Raw genomic sequence first — 19,833 nt, 5'->3', positions numbered from 1 at the left:
AAAAAACGGGCTTAGAAAAGTCTAAGCCCGTAATAGTTTGATTTTACGCCAATAAGCGAGATTACTTCACGATAGTGAACGCGGTGGTCACGTGCTTAACGCCACTGACCTGGCTGGCAATCTGTGCAGCTGATTGCGCTTCCTGCTGAGTCACCAGACCCAAAAGGAAAACTTCGCCATTTTCGGTGGTCACTTTTACATTCGACGATTTAACCGAGTCGGCAGTCAGCAATTGTGATCGGACTTTGGTGGTGATCCAGGTATCCATCGACGCGGTCGTCAGATCGACCGGTTTACCCAAGCGCATCTCGTTATAAACTTCTGTTGCGCCATCGACGCCCGCTGCAATTTGTTTTGCACGGTTAGACAGTTCTGCGGTTGGTGTTTGCCCGGTCAGCAATACTTTCCCTTGATAAGCGGTCACCACAAAACGTGTCTGGCTTTTTATCTGCTGATCTTTGCTCAGTGCGTTGACGACTCTGGCTTCTAGTGTGCCATCGTCTACCTGAGTACCGACAGAGCGTGGGTCGGTTGCGGATTTAGTTGCAACCGCTGCGCTGCCGACAACCACGGCACCGACACAGCCTTGCAGTAGCAGGGCGCTGAATAGCATGGCAAAAATATAACCAACCTTCATTCGTGCTCCTTTAATCGTCCTGATGAGGAAATAGAGTGTTATCAATTAAGTCACACAAGCAATTCACTGTGAGCATGTGTAATTCTTGAACCCGTGCGCTACGGTGCGAAGGGATGCGGATTTCAACATCCTGCTGACCTAATAGGCCAGCCAGCTCACCACCATCATAACCGGTAAGGGCAACAATGGTCATATCACGGGTGACTGCGGCTTCGACCGCTTTCACAATATCACGGCTATTGCCGCGAGTGGAAATTGCGAGCAAAACATCGCCAGCGTGACCGAGCGCTCGCACCTGTTTGGCGTAAACTTCATCGTGCAGACGGTCGTTAGTGATTGCAGTCAGCACCACATTATCAGCATTCAAAGCAATTGCTGGCAGACTTGGCCGTTCTGTTTCAAAACGGTTGATCATGCTGGCAGCAAAGTGCTGCGCATTAGCCGCAGAAGTCCCATTACCGCAGCAGAGAATTTTATTGCCGTTGAGCAGTGACTGAACCAACGTCATTGCTGCACGGGATATGGCATCAGGCAAAGCCTCAGCCGCGGCAATCTGGGTTTGAATACTTTCTGTAAAGCAGCCTTTGATTCTATCCAGCACGTTGATTTAACTCACTTATAATTTAATAATTCCGGTAACAATCCGGCGAAACTTATCAATCCGCATTGAAGGCGTTAGGCAGCCATTCTAACTGACTGCCAGTGATAGCAAAAACATCAAAACGGCACGGTGTTGTGGCAAAACAGGCCCCTCGCTGAGCGAGCCAAACGGTGGCAGCTCGGAGTAACCGTTGTTGCTTGCGGTAGGTGACGCTAGCTGCGGCACCACCGAACAGGGCATTACGTCGAAAGCGAACCTCAACAAATACCCAGGTTGGCCCATCGCGCATGATAAGGTCAATTTCACCGCTTTGATAGGTGACATTGGCCGCTTGAAAAATTAAACCCGCCCGCTCCAGATGGCGACGGGCTTGCCGTTCGTAATGTGCGCCAGTATCCCTTTGGCTCATGGCTATTCCCTTCGTACTTGAAGTTGCAGGGGTGTTAGCTACGTTCGTTACTCGGCCCGTCCATGGGCCTCGCCCCTGCGAGGCCGCTGCAAGCAGCGTTCAAATCTGTTCCAGACAGATTTGTCACCCGAATCACTTTAGGCTGCCGGTACTACCGCGCCCTGGCGATATTGTAACCAAGGCAGCTTACGGGTGATAACGCAATCTGCGGAGGCGGTTAACTCACCGGTGGTGCCACTGACCTGGAAGCCCGGAATCTGCCGCATTTCAGCAAAATGGTTCGACAATGTCCATGCATCAATCCCCATGGCGTACAAACGCACCAGTGAATAGTCGTTGGCATATTTAGCCGCCGCTTGTTGCATTAATTCGGGGTTAGAGCCTGCCATCAATGGAATATCACTAAACTGAATGCCTTCCATCTCTAAGCGGTAATCCGGGCCAGCACCCGCCTGATAGCTACGTGAGCTGGCAAACAGCGCAGGTTTACTGCGTGAGCTGGTGGCCATATCAATCATCGGCTTAATCAGCGTCAGTTCAGCAGGGGTTGCAATGATATACACCGCGTCAATGTTGCCACCAGCAGAGGTGGAGACGACTGGCGCATCCACTGGCGGTGCCGGAATTGTCAGGCCAGCAATGGTGACAGAGGCAGGAGTCGCAGCTGGTGTGCTTGAAATAGCCACTGGCTGCCCAGTCAGACGGATACCTGCACCACTATTGATCGCTTGTTTCAACTCAGCCGTTGAGCCGAAGTTTTGCTGCAATACTGTCTGCCCACCCTGTTTCTGCCACTCTTCGGCAAAGGCTTTGGCGACGCGATCACCGAAGGCACCACGGGGTGTCAGCAATAACGGCGCTCTTTTTTCCAGACTCCACAGATGATGCGCGGCATCGCGGGCTTCATCTTCTGGCGACAGTGCGAAGTAACAGATATTCGGGGTATTGGTGCTCACTTCCGGCTGATTCAAGGCCAGAATGTTTAGGGTGCTTGGCGTCGCACTCAGTTGCTCAACTTCGGGTTTCAGCAGGGGGCCGACCACCAATGTTGCGCCATCTTGCTGGGCTTGCGCCAATAATGCGGCAATGGGCTGGGTAGTGGTGTCGTAGATCTTCACTTGCGCATTGCTGGTGGCAACAGGTGCTGCTACTGGCGCTGGCGTGGTCACGGCGGCTACATCTACTGGTGCAGCTGCATCAGTAGGGGCGCTTGCCGTGGCATTTGGTGTTTCGGGCGTCGGGGGTGTAACCGGTAACCCATTTTGCGCGGCGGTAAAACCTTGCTGGATAGCATCAGCGAACACCTGTGCCGGGCCACTCAATGGCAACAACAGCGCAATTTTTGCCGTGGAGGCCTGACTGAAATTGCTAATCTGAGTCAACGCCGTTGGCAAATTCTTCGCCGCTGGATTTTGCGGATAGCGATTCTGCCAATCTTTAATCGCGGCTTTCAGCAGTTCAGGATCTTGTTTGTTATCTTGATACACATGGGTTAAATCCAGCCAGCCTTGCAGCACATTTTCGTCTGCATTAATCACAATATTATTCAATTCTTGTGGGGTTAGCTGTGCCAGTGATTGCCAGGTGCTATCGATATTATCCTGATGAGCTTTATCTTTCAGCAATGGCTCCTGAGCGATAAATGCCCGTATCAGTGGCAGCGTAGCCTTGCCTTGATTGGCCGCAATCTGGGCCTGATAGAAGCGAACTTGCTGATTAGCGGAAAGCTGAGTGGCATCGAGTTTGCCAAGAATGTCGGCGGCGGCAGGGGTGTTTTTCTGCGCGACCAGCAGTTCTGCGGTCAGTAATTGCTGTTCCTGACGTTGCGTATCGCTCAGATTTGCCGGGAGTGTCCCCAGCTGTTCTGCCGCCTGAAGGATTTTCCCTTCGCGTAACAGGGCACGAATGGCGAGTAATTGCCAGTCAGCCTTGTTATCATCACTGCTCTGTTGCAGCTGCTGCAAATAATAATCGGCGTTAGCGGTGGCTTCGTCCTGTATATTTGCGGGTGGCGGTGTCTGTGGTGCCCTGCCTGAACAGGCTGCCAGTATCAGGGCAGCAAGAACAACAGGGAAAAACCCTGCTTTAGAACGAACGAATGTTGAGGAAAGCATACTGTATCCAGTGATGTTTTTTTCAAGATGCTCAATATTAAATCGGTAATTCGGATGAAACAATGAATCAACACGATCGAGCAGTGATTTCTGCATCTACGCTTTATGTGGTACCTACCCCAATCGGTAATTTAGGGGATATCACCCACCGGGCGTTAGAGGTACTGAAAGGCGTTGATTTGATTGCGGCAGAAGATACACGTCATACAGGGTTGCTGTTACAGCATTTCGCGATCAACGCCCGCCTGTTTGCACTTCATGACCATAACGAACAACAAAAAGCCGATCATTTGCTGGCGAAACTGCAAGAGGGCCAGAGTATAGCGCTGGTTTCAGATGCAGGAACGCCACTTATCAACGATCCGGGCTACCATTTAGTACGCCGTTGCCGTGAAGCTGGCATCAGAGTGGTGCCATTACCGGGCGCTTGTGCAGCGATTACCGCACTTTCTGCTGCCGGTCTTGCCTCAGATCGTTTTTGCTACGAAGGCTTCCTGCCTGCGAAAACCAAAGGTCGTAAGGATACTCTGCAAGCGCTGATTGAGGAACCTCGAACACTGATCTTCTACGAATCAACGCATCGCTTGTTGGAAAGTTTACAGGACATGGTAACCGTACTTGGACCACAACGCTATGTGGTACTCGCTAGAGAGTTGACCAAAACCTGGGAGTCTATCCACGGTGCGCCAGTCGGCGAGTTACTGGCTTGGGTTCAGGAAGAAGAGACCCGCCGTCGTGGCGAGATGGTGCTGATTGTCGAAGGGCATAAAGTGCAGGCCGAAGATGCATTACCTGCCGCCGCATTGCGCACCTTAGCGCTGCTGCAAAAAGAGCTGCCGTTGAAAAAAGCCGCCGCCTTGGCCGCTGAAATTCACGGCGTGAAAAAGAACGCGCTCTATAAGTATGCACTTGAACAGCAAAATGGCGGTCAAAGCCAAGCGGAAGATGACATTCAATCGTAATGTGATTATAATCCGCCGCGGAGTTGACTAGACAGTCGCCGCTTCGCTGCCGTCCCTTTCGGGGGAGACAGGTGAAGGGGAGGAAAGTCCGGGCTCCATAGGGCAGGGTGCCAGGTAACGCCTGGGAGGCGCAAGCCTACGACAAGTGCAACAGAGAGCAAACCGCCGATGGCCCGCGTAAGTGGGATCAGGTAAGGGTGAAAGGGTGCGGTAAGAGCGCACCGCGCGGCTGGCAACAGTCCGTGGCATGGTAAACTCCACCCGGAGCAAGGCCAAATAGGGGTTCACATGGTACGGCCCGTACTGAACCCGGGTAGGCTGCTTGAGCCAGTGAGCGATTGCTGGCCTAGAGGAATGACTGTCCACGACAGAACCCGGCTTACCGGTCAACTCCACTCATTCCATAAAACCCCGCTTCGGCGGGGTTTTTGCTTTGTGACAATTGAAGTCAGGATAATAGAAAAACCACTGTTGCTAGTGCCAGTCACTCTATCACGATGATTCCAAGGCGGCCCATTAGCTGTGATACCTGGTCACTGTCCAATTTGACGCCCTCCAAATCGTTTCTACGAATATCGAGTTCACCGATGGCGGAGTTGGTCAGGTCGCAATGGGTGAAGTTTGCTGAACTCCAGTCAAAAGAGGAGAATTCCCCGCCAGACAAATCAGATCCGCTAAAAGTTGCCCCTAAAACATGGGTACCAATCCAACGGTTTTCCCATAACTCACATTTCTCTAGGACAACCTTCGAAAAATTAGCATAACTTAAATTGCTTTTAGTGATATATGCACTACAAAACCAAGTACGAGCGGTAATCATATTCATAAAGCTGGCGCCGCGAAAATCAGCGCCTTGCGCTCGGCAATCTCTTATTTCTATTCCTAACGCATTAATGTTCATGAAGTTATTCATGGTTAAATCACAGTTTTTAAAACTGGCGTCTTTTAAGGTTGCACGATTAAAGTGACAGCCCACCTGATTTTCTTGATCGTAAAATTGGCAGTTGATGAACTGTGTATCGGTTAAATCGTTGCCAGAAAAATCGCATTCAAAAAACTGACTGTTTTCTATCGTGCTGCCAGTAAATTGATTGGTATTGAATTTTGTACTGCGATAGAGAGATGACATCATTAAAATACCTGTGTATTTGCTCAACCTGAGCACGGTCAGTTAACGGTCTCAACCTGTTTTTGAGTGCGGTAGTAGAGTAACACCACCACCAAAGCGATAACCGTCAAAAAGATCAAATAGGCACCATAGGTCGGGAGCATCTCGGCAAGGGTTTGCCCTCGTATGGCGAAATCGCGATAAAATCGATATTGCCAAACCAGTGGGAAGGCATAGCAAATGTAGTAGGCCCAAAGGGGCAAGAAAGTCACTGCTATCTTTTTTGTGGGCTTTAAGGCGTTTTCTTGTTCTGGATTCAATTTATTTAGCCGACTAAGTATGAGGTTAAAAAAGGATTTAACCGGTTAAACCCAGTGTTTTTAGGTGGTTTTAGGTATTTCTAGATATTTTTAGCTGTTTTTTCGCAGCAGTTTGCGCAGCATTAAAATCAAGGATTCACGCTCTTGATCATCAAGCACTTCGGCAAAAGAGCGAATGGCGTTGATGTGACCCGGCAGCGCCTCTTTAATGACGCGGCGGCCAGCGGCGCTTAACGCAATTAAGCGGGAACGCCCATCGGCATGAGTTCGGGTCATGGTAATTAAGGGGTCGGGGGCGGAGAGCATACGCTTGACCATGACGGAGACGGTTGCAGGTGCGACACCAATTCGCAATGCCAGCTCGCTGGCGGCGGTTTCGCCTTCGCCATAAAGTGACATTAAGAGAATGAATTTTCCTTCTGAAATATCATATTTATCATAAAGTTGATCGTAAATACTTGAGCGAATTAAATCGGCTGTGGTGATCAGATTTAAGACCAAATCCACACCCGAAACATCCGTGTCGATATTTTCTCGATTCTGCACGCGGGCCAGTGTCTCGCGGGTGGGCAATGCTCTTGCTTTATATTCCATATCGCTCACATTAATTTATTTAGCCGGCTAAATTATAGCGATGCAAAAGAAAATCACAATAAAGAAAAAGAGGCCAAAAGAGGACGCCACCCGCATTTTTAGGCCATCTTTTGCTCGATTAACGCTGATAACGCAGGGCTTCAACCAAGAGTGAAAAGGCGGTGGTATGCTGCCTGCGGCTGGGGTAGTACAAATAGTAACCAGGGAAAGGGTCGCACCAAGTTTCCAGCACGTGAATCAAGCCGCCGCTGGAAATCTCCTCTTTTACGGCGTCTTCTGGTACGTAGGCCAGACCAAAACCCATAACAGCGGCATCAATACGTTGGCGCAAACTATTGAAGGTTAGCTGACCATCAACGCGCACTTTTAGTTCCCGTCCCCCCTGTTCGAACTCCCAAGCATAAAGGCCACCCATGGTTGGCAGACGCATATTGATGCAACGATGGTTTTGTAACTCTGCGGGGGTGGCAGGCACGCCATATTTAGCCAAATAAGCAGGGGAACCGACCACCGCCATGCTCATCTCTGGCCCAATCCGTACCGCAATCATGTCTTTCGCGACTTGCTCCCCCAGACGAATACCGGCATCAAAGCGCTCGGCGACAATATCGGTCAAGGTGTTATCAACCGTGATTTCTACATTAATATCCGGATAGTCAGCGAGGAATGTTTTCAGTACTGGCCAGAGAACCGAGTCGACCGCATGTTCACCGGCGGTGACGCGAATATTTCCGGCTGGCCGCGCGCGCATTTCGCTCAGCGCATCCAGCTCGCTCTCAATTTCGGCAAAACGTGGCCCAAGGCTATTTGCTAATCGTTCTCCCGCTTCTGTCGGCGCGACACTGCGGGTAGTCCGGGTTAATAAACGAAGTTCAAGACGCTCCTCCAGCCCGCGAATGGAGTGACTTAAGGCGGATTGTGAAACCCCCAGTTTTGCTGCCGCTTTGGTAAAACTACGTTCTCTGGCAACCATAAGGAATGAAATTAAATCGTTGAAATTCTCTTTTAACATCATGGTTTCTGCTTGCTTAGCCACGGGTATTAACGAGTATAACGTAACTTATGAGTTAAACTCATAGAACCATGCAGCTTTATCCCTCTAATCCTCCACTCAGGTATTTGCTACCTTCTGTCACCGATATTCATCGAGTGGATTCCCCGTAATGACCGAGAGAAGTTAAAGCCGTTTTCGCTCAACGCAGTACCTAACTTTAACGAAGTAATAACGATGAAAATACTCGCAGCGTCTACAGTTATGTTGTCCATGTTAAGTCCGGCGGCTTTCGCCGCAGTGGAGGAAAAAGTGAAAATTACCCCAAGTGGTTCCCAGCCCTCTCGGTCAGGCCCAGAAAATTACTTCAGCGGTCAGGTTCGCATTGATGCGCCTTTTCAGGCGACACCACCTGCCCGCGTTGGTGGCGCTACAGTCACATTTGAGCCTAAGGCTCGCACCGCATGGCACACACATCCACTGGGTCAGACCCTGATTATCACTCAAGGGCGCGGTTGGATTCAGGAGTGGGGCAGTGAGATTAAGGAGATGAATCAAGGTGATATCGTCTGGATACCTGAAGGTGTTAAGCACTGGCATGGGGCGACACCGGATACCGCGATGACTCACATTGCTATCGCTGAATCTCTTAATGGCAGCCCTGTTGAGTGGATGGAAAAAGTCAGTGATGAGCAGTACCAGAAGTAACCTTGGCTGCTTATCGCGTTTAAAGTTAGCATACTCATAATACCGGAGATACCACATGACAATGAAAGTACTCGGTTATGCTGCCAAGTCAGCACAAGTTCCTTTAGCGCCGTTAGAGATTACTCGCCGTGATCCTCGCCCCGATGATGTTGTGATGGAGGTGCTTTATTGTGGTGTTTGCCACTCTGACCTGCATCAGGCGCGCAACGACTGGGGGTTCAGCACCTATCCACTGGTGCCCGGTCATGAAGTGGTTGGGCGAGTGACGGCGGTCGGCAAAGATGTCACCAAATTCAAAGTGGGTGATTTTGCCGGTATTGGCTGCATGGTGGACTCCTGTCGCGTGTGCCAACCTTGTCAGCAGGGTCTGGAGCAGTATTGTGAAGTTGGCAATGTGCAAACTTACAATGGCGTTGACCGCCATGACCATACGCCAACCTACGGCGGCTACTCACAATCTATTGTTGCCTCACAAGATTTTGTACTAAAAATGTCCGAAGGCCTGGATCTGAAAGCCGCCGCACCTTTGCTGTGCGCGGGTATCACCACCTGGTCGCCATTGCGTCATTGGAAAGTGGGTAAGGGCAGTAAAGTGGCGGTTGTCGGGTTGGGCGGCTTGGGCCATATGGCATTGAAGTTGGCTAATGCGCTGGGCGCTGAAGTGACACTCTTTACCCGTTCAGCAAGTAAAGAGGCTGATGCCCGTCGTTTAGGAGCCCATCACATTGTGTTGTCTACTGATGATGCACAGATGGCAGCAACTAAAGGGCAATTCGATCTGATTATTGATACCGTGCCTTATGTGCATGATATCAACCCTTACATGCCAACGCTGAATGTCGACGGTACGCTGGTGTTTGTGGGGTACTTGGGAGATCTCAGCCCAATGTTGAACACGATGCCATTGATTCTGGCGCGGCGTTCGGTGGCCGGTTCATGCATTGGCGGTATTGCGGAGACTCAGGAAATGCTGGATTTCTGCGCCAAACATGGCATCGCCTCCGATATCGAGATGATCAATATTCAGGATATCAATGACGCCTACGAACGTATGCTGAAAAGCGATGTGAAATACCGCTTCGTGATTGATATGGCGTCGCTAAAAGCCTAAGAGACACCCATCGGATGATGAGGTGAATAGATAAAAAAAACCAACCACTCAGGTTGGTTTTTTTGCGAGAAGTGTGAGGCTAACCTGAAGTGATCCACATTAGAGCTGCTGCGAGAGTATTTGTTGACCCATAAATCCCAAATAGGCAAAACGAATATCATCGATTAAGTGCTTCGCCAGTGGCGTCAAGGTCTGTTGCTGTCGATAAATTAAGCTATAGTGCCCATCAGGCAGCTTTTCTTTGATAGGAATAATGGACACCATTTTTTGCACGTGAGGCACTGCTAGCATATTTTTTGGCCCGACAAATAAATAGTCCTCGTTTAAGACCAACTGTTCAGCAATCGCCGTTGAGTCGCCAAGAATTACAGAGCAGGTCGGCTCTCTGCCATAAGGGAAGATTAATTTTTCCATATCACTGAAATACCCAGCGCTGGCCGTCGGTAAATACCATTTCGCCGCCCGTAGATCGCGTAATGACGTGCTATTAATTAACGGGTGCCCTTTACGGGCAATCACACCGAATTCAGCAATGGCTAAATGTTCATCATTGAATTCGTGCAGAGAAATATCGGGAGAGACAACGCCAATAAAGAAATCCATGCGGCCGAGGCGTAAAGATGAAATTAATTCCGAAAGCTGCCCCTCAATCACGGTAAATCTCGCGGTTGGGTAACGTTCCTGAAATTTCTTTATTACCGTAGGAACAATGCCAAATGCGGGTAAGTGGGAGCAACCAAAGGTCACTGACCCCTGAGATGAACGTTCAATTTGCCGCAATTCATCAATCGCTCGTTCTAGCTCGTTAAGAACCATATTCATCCTCGGCTCAAATATCCGCCCCATCTCGGTTAAGAGCGCGCCTCTCACCCCTCTAACTAACAGCGGTACACCGACTATTCTTTCCAGCTCCTGAATGCTTCGCGTCATCGCTGGCTGGGTTTGGTGCAGGGCCTCGGAGGCAGCCCGGATGCTGCCATACTGGATAATTGCCTTGAGGTTTTTGAGTTGATGAATCTTAGGCAGCTCTCTCATTTTGCACCTGCTGTTTTTTATTAGAGCCATTTATGTCATTGAAAAAATCAACTGCAGGGCCCTTCTATGTAAACATAGCACATATTTTATTTAACTCTTGGGCGGTAGAAAAATGCTAAACCGCCATAAATCCATGACGGCTTAGCTTGAGAAATTAATATTATTATATCAATTCCACTCTATTTTATTAAAGATAAATAATGCAGTATCGTTTTTTGAATTTATGTTAATTAAATATTTCTAATAAGTAATTATTGTTTATCGATACTCTATCTCTTTAATCTTGAATATAAACCAATGAGATCATTTACCTGATACTTATTATAGATATTGACTCTATGTGCGCTGGTAGTCTTAGGGCTAATATCCAATAATCGGGCAATATCAGCATTAGTGAGTCCTGATAACAGATATTGGCAAATCTGGTTTTCTCGTGGCGTCAAAGCAGCAAATTTTAATCTATCCGTTGTTTCAGTGTGAGCTCTCACTCTCAAATTTTCGTCACAATGGTACATTATCGGATACAAAACACTCTCTAGTTGTGCTTGCGTGGCTGTTTTGCTGAACACAAATGAAGATATATATCTTATTGCGGCAAAACACCGGGATTCTTCGGGTTCTTTAGTAAAGATAAAAATACGATTTTTCTTCGCCTTTTTATTAATCAGTTTCAAAAGGCGAAACAGGTCAAACCTTGAGACATCATCAGTATCAAAAATGACGATGGGTTGGTCCATGAACTGTATGGCACTTTCAACTTCGGGTAAAGAGTGACATAGCGTAATATCTGATTTTTCTTTTTGAGGTCGCATTGCGGTGACTTTATCAACAACGTTTTTTAAGAAAAATCGAATGAGATCATAATGGCTGAAGATAATAACATTATTCATAAAATCCCCAAGGATTAATAGTCCATATTGAAATCAAATATAACAACCCTTGTTAATTTATATGATTACCCTTGTGAGCAATAATACTATATATACGAATATTATTAATATAACGGATATAATACATTGAGCAGTAAAACAGATAATCCATTAATATAATTTATCAGATGAGTTAAGTGCATTTCTTGCTGCAGGGGTACTATAGAAAAAATGACTCTTTCTGGAAAGGAAGTTTTATTTTAACGTGATGCCGAAAATGCATAGTTAGTATTTATTTTTTAAAAATCAGTTGGTTAGATGATGTGTTAAGCTTGATAATAGATGATAAAATCAAGCTCGCCAGAAATCACTTGAATTCAGCGCGTATTTTAACGCTGTGTTCAAAGGGTCTGATGACTCATTAATGCTAAATAAGCACGGCGGATATCATCACTGAGAAGTTTTGCCATTGGTGTGAGTGTTTGTTGCTGCGGGTAGATCAAACTGTAGTTACCATCAGGTAGTTTCTCTCGAATAGGAATAATGGAAACCACCTGTTGTAGATGGGGAATTTTTAACATGGCTTTGGGGGCGATAAACAGATAGTCTTCATTTAAAATAAGCTGCTCAGCGACCGTAGTTGAATTGCCGAAGATAACAGAGCTGGTATCTTCTCTCCCATAGGGAAATATCTGTTTTTCCATGTCGGTGTAATATCCCGTACTGGCGGTGGGTAAATACCATTTAGCCCCACGTAACTCGCGTAATGAGGTGCTGTGAATTAGCGGATGATCTTTACGGGCGATAGCTGAAAATTCGGCGATACCCAAATGTTCTTCATAGAATTCGTGCAATGAGATATCGGGTGTGCTCACACCAATAAAGAAATCTAATTGTCCGTGGCGCAAAGAATCCAGTAGCGCAGACAATTGGCCTTCAATCACGGTAATACGGAGGCTGGTGTATTGTTCTTGAAATTTTTTTATCACTTCAGGGACAATGCCACAGGCGGGGAAAAATGAGCATCCGAATGTAACAGACCCCTTAGATGAATGTTCTACTTGCTGTAATTCATCAATGGCCCGTTCCAATTCGTTGAGAACAATATTCATTCTCGGCTCAAATACTCTACCCATGTCGGTTAATACTGCGCCATGTCCCCCTCTGACTAACAGAGACACCCCCAAAATCCTCTCTAGTTCTTGAATGCTTCTCGTCATTGCAGGCTGTGTTTGGTGTAACGAGTGAGAGGCGGCCCGGATACTGCCATACTGTATAATTGCCCTAAGGTTTTTAAGTTGGTTAATTTTAGGCAACTCTTTCATAGCATTCTCGCTGAATTGATTAAAGGTCCGCTTTATGGCTGAACGATAGGGTCACGATGCAGGAAACAGTCATTGTTCTATTCATGGGCGCACCGACACCCATACCGACGTAGTGACGTTTAGAGATATTACCTGCGACAACAAACAATCAAGAAATTAAAGGACTCACGAGGGAAATAGCTAATCTATATAAGGTGAGATAATACGGGGAAGGGGGAGGAATAAGAATAAGGCCAATCTGTTTCTTTGTAGGAAACTTCCTCAGATCGACTATCTTAAGTAGACATAAAAGGTGGATTTTCTTAATAAAAGATTCATTTACACAAGATTAATTAATTAATAATCGTATTTTTTATTTTAATTTTCATAAGGTTATTTTATTTTCATTATGGAGTGATTATTCTGCGTAAATCAGAATCATTTATATCTTTGCTGTAGGACGACAAATCATTGTTAAGAGTGACTGGCAGCTAAGATTATGGTCGCTTTTGATATGAGTCATTATGTAAGCGGGGAACGAATATGTTCAGGGAATTAAGCGATTGAGCCAGGGAGATAAAATAAACGCTTCTTATCTCCCCGAATACTATCAAGCAGGCAAATCAATCAGCAGCGCCCGTAATGGCGTTTCTGCTTTAATCACTAAATGCTGCTCTTCTTGCACAAAAGCCCCGTCGCCGCAAGTTAGGCGCTGAGCTTCGCTGACTTGCGGGCCTTCCACGGCAACGGTCCCGTGAATGGATTGCAGATATGCTCTCGGGCCGTGCAGGCTAATCGTATATTGCCCACCGGCGGCTAAGTCCAGATGATGAATCCACACTTGTTGGCGTAGCTTCAGGCTGCCTTGCTCGCCGTCAGGAGAAGCCAGCAGTCGTAATGGCTGAGTGCATAGTGACAGGCGCTGAGCGGAATGGCTCTCCTGCTCTGGGCAGGCATTGAGCCAGAGCTGAATGCGGGTTAAGGGCTGATCTGTACTCAGATTGTGTTCGCTATAACTGACACCGGGCTGTGTAGAGAACAGCAGGACATCACCGGTCTTGCCGCGAATATGGTTACCCAAACTATCCCGATACTCCGCTTCACCTTGCAAAATCAGGTTCAGGATATCCACTCGCGGGTAAGTACGCGGTTGGAATGAAGCACCGGGTGCCAGCACTTCCTGATTCAAGACACGTAATGAAGCGTAGCCCAGTAATTTGGGATCAAAATAGTGGCCGAATGAGAAAGTGTAACGAGCCTGAAGCCAACCAAAGTCAGCTTGCCCGCACTGTTTTGCTGTTCTGCATGTGATCATGATTGCTCCTCTACCCGTCATCTTTCAAGTTGCAGGTGTGTTGGCTACACTCGATAACCCGAATCACTTACTTGAGTAAGCTCATCGGGATTATCTCGTTTTGCCGCCTTCCTGCACCTTGAAATCTATAGGGTATATAGCTGCCGTCATCTTTCAAGTTGCAGGTGTGTTGGCTACCTGGCTGTAACACCAATTACTTTGGGTATATATTGAAGTTATTAATCGATAAAGACATGGTATGCGTCTGGACGCCGGATTGTTAGCCAGTTAATCTGGTCGCTATGTTCAAATTTCCTGATTGAGAAAATGATGGCCAAAGATCGGGCTCTAACGTTAGAAGCATTGAGAGTGATGGACGCCATTGATCGTCGTGGCAGTTTTGCAGCGGCGGCCGATGAGTTGGGGCGGGTGCCTTCTGCGCTGAGCTACACCATGCAAAAGCTTGAAGAGGAGCTGGATGTGGTGCTGTTTGACCGCTCTGGGCATCGCACCAAGTTTACCAATGTTGGCCGCATGTTGCTGGATCGCGGGCGGGTACTGTTGGAGGCCGCAGATAAGCTGACCACCGATGCCGAGGCATTGGCGCGCGGTTGGGAAACCCACATTACTATCGTCAGCGAGGCGCTCTCCCCTGCGTGGAAACTGTTCCCACTGGTGGACAAGTTGGCGCTCAAAGCCAATACGCAAGTCTCTATTTTTACTGAAGTATTAGCAGGTGCATGGGAGCGCTTAGAGCAGGGGCGGGCGGATATCGTGATAGCGCCCGATATGCATTTTCGCGCCTCCTCGGAGATCAATAGCCGCAAATTGTACAAGGTGACCAGTGTCTATGTTGCCAGTCCAGACCACCCAATCCATCTGGAGCCGGAACCGCTATCGGAGCTGACGCGGGTGAAATACCGTGGTGTTGCTGTCGCCGATACTGCCCGTGAACGGCCGGTGTTGACCGTGCAATTGCTGGATAAACAGCAACGATTGACCGTCAGTACCATTGAGGACAAACGGCGGGCGTTATTAGCCGGTTTGGGGGTGGCAACCATGCCATATGAGATGGTCGAAAAAGATATTGAAGCTGGACGTTTACGGGTTGTCGGGCCGGAGTATAGCCGTGAGGCAGATATTATTATGGCGTGGCGGCGGGATAGTATGGGGGAGGCTAAGTCGTGGTGTTTGCGGGAGATCCCTAAGTTACTGGGCCGGGGCTAAGACGGCTACTGCGCGCCGTCATTGGGGGCCATATCCTTTGCCTATCATTTAGGCAAAGCGGCTCTCTCTATCATGGGGCTCCAGGAGATCTTGCTGCGGGCCGATGGAGATGATGCCATACGGATTGATGGTACCGTGGCTGCGGTAGTAGTGATTGCGGATATGGGCGAAATCCACTGTGGCGGCAATACCGGGCATCTGATAAATATCCCGCAGGAAACCATAGAGATTCGGGTAATCGCTGATGCGGTGTTTATCACATTTGAAGTGTGTGACATAGACCGGATCGAAGCGGACCAGTGTGGTCCATAAGCGCAAATCGGCTTCGGTGAGTTGGTTGCCAGTCAGATAGCGCTGTTTTGCCAAAATTTGTTCCAGTCGATCCAAAGCATCGAATAAGGTATTGACTGCTTCGTCGTAGGCTGACTGAGTGGTCGCAAATCCTGCCTTATACACCCCATTATTGACCTGATCGTAGACCCAGCCATTGATATCATCAATATCACTGCGTAATGCCGCAGGGTAATAATCGCCAACTTTGGCTCCCACACCATCAAAAGCACTATTGAACATACGAATGATGTCGGCTGATTCATTGCTAACGACTGTCTGCTGCTGTTTATCCCATAACACTGGGACCGTCACGCGCCCGCTATAAGTCGGGTCAGCGCGCAGGTAAAGCTGATACAGATAATCGAGTTGATAAAGGTTATCGCCAGTGGCGGCGGGGAAATCGTCAGCGAAAGTCCAGCCATTTTCCAGCATCAGCGGATGTACAACAGAAATGGAAATCAGAGATTCCAGACCTTTTAGCGTGCGCATCAGCAAAGTTCGATGGGCCCACGGGCAGGCAAGAGAAACATACAGATGGTAGCGGTCGGCCTCGGCGTTAAAACCGGCTTTACCCTGTGGGCCAGCCTGCCCATCCACGGTGACCCAATTGCGAAACTGTGAGGTACTGCGTTTGAAATGGCCGCCGGTAGATTTGGTGTCATACCAGATGTCTTTCCATTTACCGTCAACAAGTTGCCCCATTCTGTGTTCCTCCATAAAAACACGCCCTATCGGATGAAAGGGCGTCGTTGATTAAAATAGTCTGTTCATTGTCACTGCTGGATTTACCACTTTTTACCCAGCAGGCGGTCGAGACTGAAGCTACCAGGGCCTGCGACAGCCAGGACGATGAAACCGCCAGCGATAGTCAGGTTTTTCATAAACATCAGTTGGTTAACGCCTTCCGCAAAGTTAGTGTGGAAGATCAATGCGGTCAGAATAGTGAAACCGGCAGTGAACAGCGCAGTGGTACGGGTCAGGAAACCAAACAGAATGGCCAGACCGCCGCCAAATTCCAGCAAAATTGTCAGTGGCAGGAAGAAACCAGGGACACCCATGGCTTGCATATATTGTTGGGTGCCAGCATAAGCATCGCCCATTTTGCCGTAACCGGCCACAATAAACAGAATTGGCATCAGAATGCGTGCTACCAACAGGCCAGTATCTTGTAATTTGTTCATCGACGACTTCTCCAAAAAGTGGTTTGTATTAATGCCTGGCGTCTGCGGGCGTTAATGGTTAACAAAAGATGTTTTGTGTGTGGTGACCTGCTGGTGTTATCCCGCAAGTTCCCTGAGTTGATGTAAGAATGTTAGTGGAGAAGTTGAGAAGTTGTTAGCAAGTAAATCTGTTGGTTTTTATCAAAAAAACTGAAGTGGTAGAGGCGAAACGCCGAAAGCGTCCCACAGAGATGTGTGGTAACGATTCAGCGTATCAAAAAAGTACGGCGAAACAGTTGGATAGTACCCCATGCACTGACGGCTCTGCGGGACCAACGGATTAATTTGCTGGGGTGGCGGACACCGTAGAGTGCCAATAAACTGGAGCCAACCATCAAATATTTTCTCATACCGACGATTTTTGCCCAGCCACGATCGTAGGGGGCGGTGACTGCGATCCAATGGGCAGCACTGTTGGCGAGATCCAAGCGTTGCTGCTGGATCTCACGTAACAATGCGGCCTTCTCCTGTGCTAATTGACGGCGGCTCAACGCTCTTTCTCCAATAGTTCGCGATCCGTTTCCAACTGCTTACGGGTAGAACCCAGTAGCGTGGAGCGGCGCGCCTTGGTGAGTGTCCAGATAAAACCGATGATCGCCAGTGCTAACAGCACCGCAGTGGTGGTTCCCAGCGCCATTAAACGATAGGCAGGGTCGATGGCCCAAATGACTAATACCAGCAGACTCATCAAACCGAAAGCGGTAAACAGCAGGGTGATCCCCGCCATCATCAGCAACTGAATCAGTGTTGCCTTCTCTTCTTCCAGCTCAATCGCAGCCAGCCGTACACGGGTTTCAACCATGCCGACCACAATGGTGGCAATACGATGAACAGTATCTAGGACCCCTTTACCGGGGCCCTGAGTTTGAGGTTGCTCTGCCATAATTAACGGCGAGACAACAGAACGCCTAACACCACGCCAACGGCGGCACCGATACCGACGCCAGCCCAAGGGTTGTCGTGGACATAAGTGTCAGCTTTGTCAGCAATTTCTTTGGTTTGGGCTGCGATTTTATCGCCAGTTTCGCTCAGACGCTCGCGTGTATCCTTCAACGCGCTCTCTGCTTTGGCCCGCAGTTTGTCTAACTCAGCTTTTGGCTTATCGGTCGAAGATTGCAGTACTTCTTCTAAGGTATCTGCCAATGACTTAAGTTCAGCGCGTAAATGTTCAGAGGTTTTATCTTGTGGCATGTAATAGCTCCTTAACATAACTGAGGTGAGTACCAAGCGTAACGAATTTCTCCGCGGGTTAACAGGTTAATAATCCTAAAATAATCCCGGATAGTCCGCTGCTTTATCTTGAAAAACGAAGTGGCTACTTCTGTTCCTGAGCTTGCTTTAACTCAGCTTGTGCTTCTGTTAATTTCTTTTGCTGCTTGGAAATTTTACCCGCATCACCTTTCTGCTGAGCCTCTTTTAACTCTTGCTGACGCTCAGTGACTTTGTGCTGCTTTTGTCGAATTTTTTTCTGCCGCTCAGCCTTCAGACTTTCCGCAGTGCAATTGTTTTTAACTTCTTTTAATGCGGTTTCCAGCCCTGCGGCGCGGCGAGTATTGCCATGCTGTTTGGCATAATCTATCTGCTGTTGGATTTCTTTGGCTTTTACATCGCATTCATTATCAGCCACTGCCTGAGCAGTGCTGGAAAACATGATAATAGGTAAAACCAACAGGAGAGAATGACGTAATAACGTCGTACGTAACAACATAGTATTGCTTCCTTTTACAGCAAGAGTCAGGGACGAAACAGGTTGCCGTGAATGACTAAGCATAGCGCTGAATGATGTGATACCCAAGTTTACTACAGAATTTTTTATAGATTAATCAGATATCAGCAGAATAAAGGGGGAATAAAGAAGATGTCACGACGGGGAGATTGCCCCCGCCGCGTTAATTACCCTACATTTTGCATGTGATTTCTGAATGCAGGCAATAGTCGATGACGTTTCTTTGACTCACTGGAGACAATGACATAACCACTGGGCAAGATATCCTGCAAAACCTCAATGGCTTCTTTCTGCTGATCAGGGGACTCCAGGTTCACCACCAGACTATCCTTCTCTGGGATAATACTCTTGATGCGAATCCCCCGCTGATCGAGATGTTGGTACAGATAAAATCCATCAGGCACCGATAACCCCTGCTGATTAGGCCGAATTTTTAACGCACTCTCGGTGCGCAAAATAATGGGCGTAAACAGCAGTGCTGCCAGCAACAAGGCAGTCACTGGCAGAATAAGATAATGCCAAACTGGGCGGCTAAAACGGCCCCTGAACTTGATCACTCTGACTTACCTTTGTCATTGCTCTCGTCAACTGGTGCGGCGTTCTTCTTGCGCCAAAGCACATACAAAGAACCAAATAAGCCAATCACCAAGAGTGCCAGTGGCAGCAACATCAGGAAGAACATCACTTCATCTTCGTACTTAAGGAATACCGGGGTTTTACCGAAAGCAAAGCCCATAGTGGTCAGAATCAATACCCACAGCAACCCACTCATCCAGTTAAAGAATTGAAAACGGGCATTACTCAGGCCAGAAAGACCCGCAATTGTTGGCAACAAGGTGCGTACAAATGCCAGGAAACGGCCAACCAACAGGGCGGATAATCCATGACGGTGGAACAGATTATGAGCGCGCTGATGATAATGGGCAGGCAGATGGGACAGCCACCCCTGTACCACTTTGGTATTCCCCAGCCATCGGCCCTGAATATAGCTGACCCAGCAGCCAAGGCTGGCCGCAGTGGTCAATACCACGAGTGTCACTGGGAAACTCATGGCACCTTTTGAAATCAGTACGCCAACCAGAATCAGCAGACTATCGCCCGGTAAAAACGCTGCCGGAAGTAAACCATTTTCCAGAAAAAGTATCACAAACAGCAGGATATAGATGGCCCATACCAGAGACGGGTTAGCCAACGTCTCATAGTCCTGTGCCCATAAAGCATGTAAGAGTTCTTTAATGATATCCATCTGGTATTCCTAAAACGTCATTGT

General features: G+C 48.2%; 24 protein-coding genes and 1 other RNA gene. 5 read left to right on the top strand and 20 right to left on the bottom strand.

Annotated features, from left to right (window positions below):
- Window positions 1–61: 61 nt before the first annotated feature.
- From dolP to ACZ76_RS06515, 4 genes are all read right to left on the bottom strand, one after another.
- The gene (gene dolP, locus ACZ76_RS06530) at window positions 62–637 is read right to left on the bottom strand and encodes a division/outer membrane stress-associated lipid-binding lipoprotein (RefSeq protein ID WP_005276635.1); all 576 of its coding nucleotides are present in this window, start codon (window positions 635–637) and stop codon (window positions 62–64) included.
- 10 nt (window positions 638–647) lie between these two features.
- Window positions 648–1,238 (bottom strand): DnaA initiator-associating protein DiaA, encoded by a 591-nt coding sequence (gene diaA, locus ACZ76_RS06525; protein WP_004391999.1) that lies wholly within the window; start codon window positions 1,236–1,238, stop codon window positions 648–650.
- Window positions 1,239–1,293: 55 nt separating this feature from the next.
- Window positions 1,294–1,647, bottom strand: coding sequence for a YraN family protein (locus tag ACZ76_RS06520; RefSeq protein ID WP_048617877.1), 354 nt, complete (start codon window positions 1,645–1,647; stop codon window positions 1,294–1,296).
- Between the two features lie 137 nt (window positions 1,648–1,784).
- A complete protein-coding gene (locus tag ACZ76_RS06515; protein WP_048620219.1) occupies window positions 1,785–3,761 on the bottom strand; it encodes a penicillin-binding protein activator in 1,977 nt (658 codons plus the stop codon).
- Window positions 3,762–3,823: 62 nt separating this feature from the next.
- Between ACZ76_RS06515 and rsmI the strand changes: the two genes are divergently transcribed.
- Window positions 3,824–4,723 (top strand): 16S rRNA (cytidine(1402)-2'-O)-methyltransferase, encoded by a 900-nt coding sequence (gene rsmI / locus ACZ76_RS06510; protein WP_048617875.1) that lies wholly within the window; start codon window positions 3,824–3,826, stop codon window positions 4,721–4,723.
- A gap of 19 nt (window positions 4,724–4,742) precedes the next feature.
- An RNA gene (gene rnpB / locus ACZ76_RS18025) (RNase P RNA component class A) lies at window positions 4,743–5,121 on the top strand.
- An 86-nt stretch (window positions 5,122–5,207) separates the two neighbouring features.
- Here the strand turns inward: rnpB and ACZ76_RS06505 are convergent.
- The 4 genes from ACZ76_RS06505 to ACZ76_RS06490 all read right to left on the bottom strand — a co-directional run bounded on the left by ACZ76_RS06505 (window position 5,208) and on the right by ACZ76_RS06490 (window position 7,757).
- Window positions 5,208–5,852: a Qnr family pentapeptide repeat protein gene (locus ACZ76_RS06505; RefSeq protein ID WP_048620218.1), complete on the bottom strand. Its 645-nt coding sequence runs from the start codon at window positions 5,850–5,852 to the stop codon at window positions 5,208–5,210.
- A 38-nt stretch (window positions 5,853–5,890) separates the two neighbouring features.
- A complete protein-coding gene (locus tag ACZ76_RS06500; RefSeq protein ID WP_048617872.1) occupies window positions 5,891–6,103 on the bottom strand; it encodes a hypothetical protein in 213 nt (70 codons plus the stop codon).
- A 138-nt stretch (window positions 6,104–6,241) separates the two neighbouring features.
- Entirely contained in the window at window positions 6,242–6,745 is a 504-nt protein-coding gene (locus ACZ76_RS06495; RefSeq protein WP_048617870.1) for a MarR family winged helix-turn-helix transcriptional regulator, read from the bottom strand.
- Window positions 6,746–6,863: 118 nt separating this feature from the next.
- Complete coding sequence (locus ACZ76_RS06490) at window positions 6,864–7,757, bottom strand: LysR family transcriptional regulator (protein WP_048620217.1); 894 nt, start codon at window positions 7,755–7,757, stop codon at window positions 6,864–6,866.
- 216 nt (window positions 7,758–7,973) lie between these two features.
- Here ACZ76_RS06490 and ACZ76_RS06485 point away from each other — a divergent pair, with 216 nt between their 5' ends.
- Together ACZ76_RS06485 and ACZ76_RS06480 are read left to right on the top strand one after the other, a co-directional pair.
- A complete protein-coding gene (locus ACZ76_RS06485) occupies window positions 7,974–8,444 on the top strand; it encodes a (R)-mandelonitrile lyase (protein WP_071840481.1) in 471 nt (156 codons plus the stop codon).
- A 55-nt stretch (window positions 8,445–8,499) separates the two neighbouring features.
- Window positions 8,500–9,555, top strand: coding sequence for an NAD(P)-dependent alcohol dehydrogenase (locus ACZ76_RS06480; protein ID WP_048617868.1), 1,056 nt, complete (start codon window positions 8,500–8,502; stop codon window positions 9,553–9,555).
- A 99-nt stretch (window positions 9,556–9,654) separates the two neighbouring features.
- On the opposite strand, the gene ACZ76_RS06475 is transcribed toward ACZ76_RS06480, so the two are convergent.
- The 4 genes from ACZ76_RS06475 to ACZ76_RS06460 all read right to left on the bottom strand — a co-directional run bounded on the left by ACZ76_RS06475 (window position 9,655) and on the right by ACZ76_RS06460 (window position 14,078).
- Window positions 9,655–10,590 (bottom strand): LysR substrate-binding domain-containing protein, encoded by a 936-nt coding sequence (locus tag ACZ76_RS06475; RefSeq protein WP_048617866.1) that lies wholly within the window; start codon window positions 10,588–10,590, stop codon window positions 9,655–9,657.
- 269 nt (window positions 10,591–10,859) lie between these two features.
- Window positions 10,860–11,480 (bottom strand): helix-turn-helix transcriptional regulator, encoded by a 621-nt coding sequence (locus tag ACZ76_RS06470; RefSeq protein WP_048617864.1) that lies wholly within the window; start codon window positions 11,478–11,480, stop codon window positions 10,860–10,862.
- A gap of 380 nt (window positions 11,481–11,860) precedes the next feature.
- Window positions 11,861–12,784 (bottom strand): LysR substrate-binding domain-containing protein, encoded by a 924-nt coding sequence (locus tag ACZ76_RS06465; protein WP_048617862.1) that lies wholly within the window; start codon window positions 12,782–12,784, stop codon window positions 11,861–11,863.
- Window positions 12,785–13,373: 589 nt separating this feature from the next.
- Window positions 13,374–14,078 (bottom strand): pirin family protein, encoded by a 705-nt coding sequence (locus tag ACZ76_RS06460; RefSeq protein WP_048617860.1) that lies wholly within the window; start codon window positions 14,076–14,078, stop codon window positions 13,374–13,376.
- A 309-nt stretch (window positions 14,079–14,387) separates the two neighbouring features.
- Here ACZ76_RS06460 and ACZ76_RS06455 point away from each other — a divergent pair, with 309 nt between their 5' ends.
- The gene (locus ACZ76_RS06455; RefSeq protein WP_004877882.1) at window positions 14,388–15,284 is read left to right on the top strand and encodes a LysR family transcriptional regulator; all 897 of its coding nucleotides are present in this window, start codon (window positions 14,388–14,390) and stop codon (window positions 15,282–15,284) included.
- A gap of 48 nt (window positions 15,285–15,332) precedes the next feature.
- Here ACZ76_RS06455 and ACZ76_RS06450 read toward each other — a convergent pair whose 3' ends face one another.
- The 8 genes from ACZ76_RS06450 to ACZ76_RS06415 form a co-directional block, all read right to left on the bottom strand.
- Entirely contained in the window at window positions 15,333–16,319 is a 987-nt protein-coding gene (locus ACZ76_RS06450) for a glutathione S-transferase family protein (RefSeq protein ID WP_048617857.1), read from the bottom strand.
- An 83-nt stretch (window positions 16,320–16,402) separates the two neighbouring features.
- The gene (locus ACZ76_RS06445) at window positions 16,403–16,798 is read right to left on the bottom strand and encodes a DoxX family protein (RefSeq protein WP_048617856.1); all 396 of its coding nucleotides are present in this window, start codon (window positions 16,796–16,798) and stop codon (window positions 16,403–16,405) included.
- Window positions 16,799–17,043: 245 nt separating this feature from the next.
- Complete coding sequence (locus ACZ76_RS06440; RefSeq protein WP_048617854.1) at window positions 17,044–17,328, bottom strand: YqjK-like family protein; 285 nt, start codon at window positions 17,326–17,328, stop codon at window positions 17,044–17,046.
- Window positions 17,325–17,720, bottom strand: coding sequence for a phage holin family protein (locus ACZ76_RS06435; protein WP_048617852.1), 396 nt, complete (start codon window positions 17,718–17,720; stop codon window positions 17,325–17,327). Before ACZ76_RS06435 ends, ACZ76_RS06440 begins: the two co-directional genes overlap by 4 nt.
- A 2-nt stretch (window positions 17,721–17,722) precedes the next feature.
- Complete coding sequence (locus ACZ76_RS06430) at window positions 17,723–18,028, bottom strand: ElaB/YgaM/YqjD family protein (protein WP_005277233.1); 306 nt, start codon at window positions 18,026–18,028, stop codon at window positions 17,723–17,725.
- A gap of 124 nt (window positions 18,029–18,152) precedes the next feature.
- Window positions 18,153–18,545, bottom strand: a complete 393-nt coding sequence (locus ACZ76_RS06425) for a DUF1090 domain-containing protein (protein ID WP_048617850.1) — start codon at window positions 18,543–18,545, stop codon at window positions 18,153–18,155.
- 185 nt (window positions 18,546–18,730) lie between these two features.
- Window positions 18,731–19,120, bottom strand: a complete 390-nt coding sequence (mzrA, locus tag ACZ76_RS06420; protein WP_048617848.1) for an EnvZ/OmpR regulon moderator MzrA — start codon at window positions 19,118–19,120, stop codon at window positions 18,731–18,733.
- A complete protein-coding gene (locus tag ACZ76_RS06415; protein WP_048617846.1) occupies window positions 19,117–19,809 on the bottom strand; it encodes a DedA family protein in 693 nt (230 codons plus the stop codon). Before ACZ76_RS06415 ends, mzrA begins: the two co-directional genes overlap by 4 nt.
- Between the last annotated feature and the right edge of the window lie 24 nt (window positions 19,810–19,833).

Source organism: Yersinia aleksiciae (genome assembly GCF_001047675.1).
GTDB lineage: Bacteria > Pseudomonadota > Gammaproteobacteria > Enterobacterales > Enterobacteriaceae > Yersinia > Yersinia aleksiciae.
The sequence above is the reverse complement of the archived record's forward strand: the minus strand, read 5'-3'. Positions and strand labels throughout refer to the sequence as shown.

Bases quoted from the DNA above. Each gene is read 5' to 3' on its own strand.
- dolP (WP_005276635.1), bottom strand. From the start codon at position 637: ATGAAGGTTGGTTATATTTTTGCCATGCTATTCAGCGCCCTGCTACTG.
- ACZ76_RS06520 (WP_048617877.1), bottom strand. From the start codon at position 1,647: ATGAGCCAAAGGGATACTGGCGCACATTACGAACGGCAAGCCCGTCGC.
- ACZ76_RS06515 (WP_048620219.1), bottom strand. From the start codon at position 3,761: ATGCTTTCCTCAACATTCGTTCGTTCTAAAGCAGGGTTTTTCCCTGTT.
- rsmI (WP_048617875.1), top strand. From the start codon at position 3,824: ATGAATCAACACGATCGAGCAGTGATTTCTGCATCTACGCTTTATGTG.
- ACZ76_RS06505 (WP_048620218.1), bottom strand. From the start codon at position 5,852: ATGTCATCTCTCTATCGCAGTACAAAATTCAATACCAATCAATTTACT.
- ACZ76_RS06495 (WP_048617870.1), bottom strand. From the start codon at position 6,745: ATGGAATATAAAGCAAGAGCATTGCCCACCCGCGAGACACTGGCCCGC.
- ACZ76_RS06490 (WP_048620217.1), bottom strand. From the start codon at position 7,757: ATGTTAAAAGAGAATTTCAACGATTTAATTTCATTCCTTATGGTTGCC.
- ACZ76_RS06485 (WP_071840481.1), top strand. From the start codon at position 7,974: ATGAAAATACTCGCAGCGTCTACAGTTATGTTGTCCATGTTAAGTCCG.
- ACZ76_RS06480 (WP_048617868.1), top strand. From the start codon at position 8,500: ATGACAATGAAAGTACTCGGTTATGCTGCCAAGTCAGCACAAGTTCCT.
- ACZ76_RS06475 (WP_048617866.1), bottom strand. From the start codon at position 10,590: ATGAGAGAGCTGCCTAAGATTCATCAACTCAAAAACCTCAAGGCAATT.
- ACZ76_RS06470 (WP_048617864.1), bottom strand. From the start codon at position 11,480: ATGAATAATGTTATTATCTTCAGCCATTATGATCTCATTCGATTTTTC.
- ACZ76_RS06465 (WP_048617862.1), bottom strand. From the start codon at position 12,784: ATGAAAGAGTTGCCTAAAATTAACCAACTTAAAAACCTTAGGGCAATT.
- ACZ76_RS06460 (WP_048617860.1), bottom strand. From the start codon at position 14,078: ATGATCACATGCAGAACAGCAAAACAGTGCGGGCAAGCTGACTTTGGT.
- ACZ76_RS06455 (WP_004877882.1), top strand. From the start codon at position 14,388: ATGGCCAAAGATCGGGCTCTAACGTTAGAAGCATTGAGAGTGATGGAC.
- ACZ76_RS06450 (WP_048617857.1), bottom strand. From the start codon at position 16,319: ATGGGGCAACTTGTTGACGGTAAATGGAAAGACATCTGGTATGACACC.
- ACZ76_RS06445 (WP_048617856.1), bottom strand. From the start codon at position 16,798: ATGAACAAATTACAAGATACTGGCCTGTTGGTAGCACGCATTCTGATG.
- ACZ76_RS06435 (WP_048617852.1), bottom strand. From the start codon at position 17,720: ATGGCAGAGCAACCTCAAACTCAGGGCCCCGGTAAAGGGGTCCTAGAT.
- ACZ76_RS06430 (WP_005277233.1), bottom strand. From the start codon at position 18,028: ATGCCACAAGATAAAACCTCTGAACATTTACGCGCTGAACTTAAGTCA.
- ACZ76_RS06425 (WP_048617850.1), bottom strand. From the start codon at position 18,545: ATGTTGTTACGTACGACGTTATTACGTCATTCTCTCCTGTTGGTTTTA.
- ACZ76_RS06415 (WP_048617846.1), bottom strand. From the start codon at position 19,809: ATGGATATCATTAAAGAACTCTTACATGCTTTATGGGCACAGGACTAT.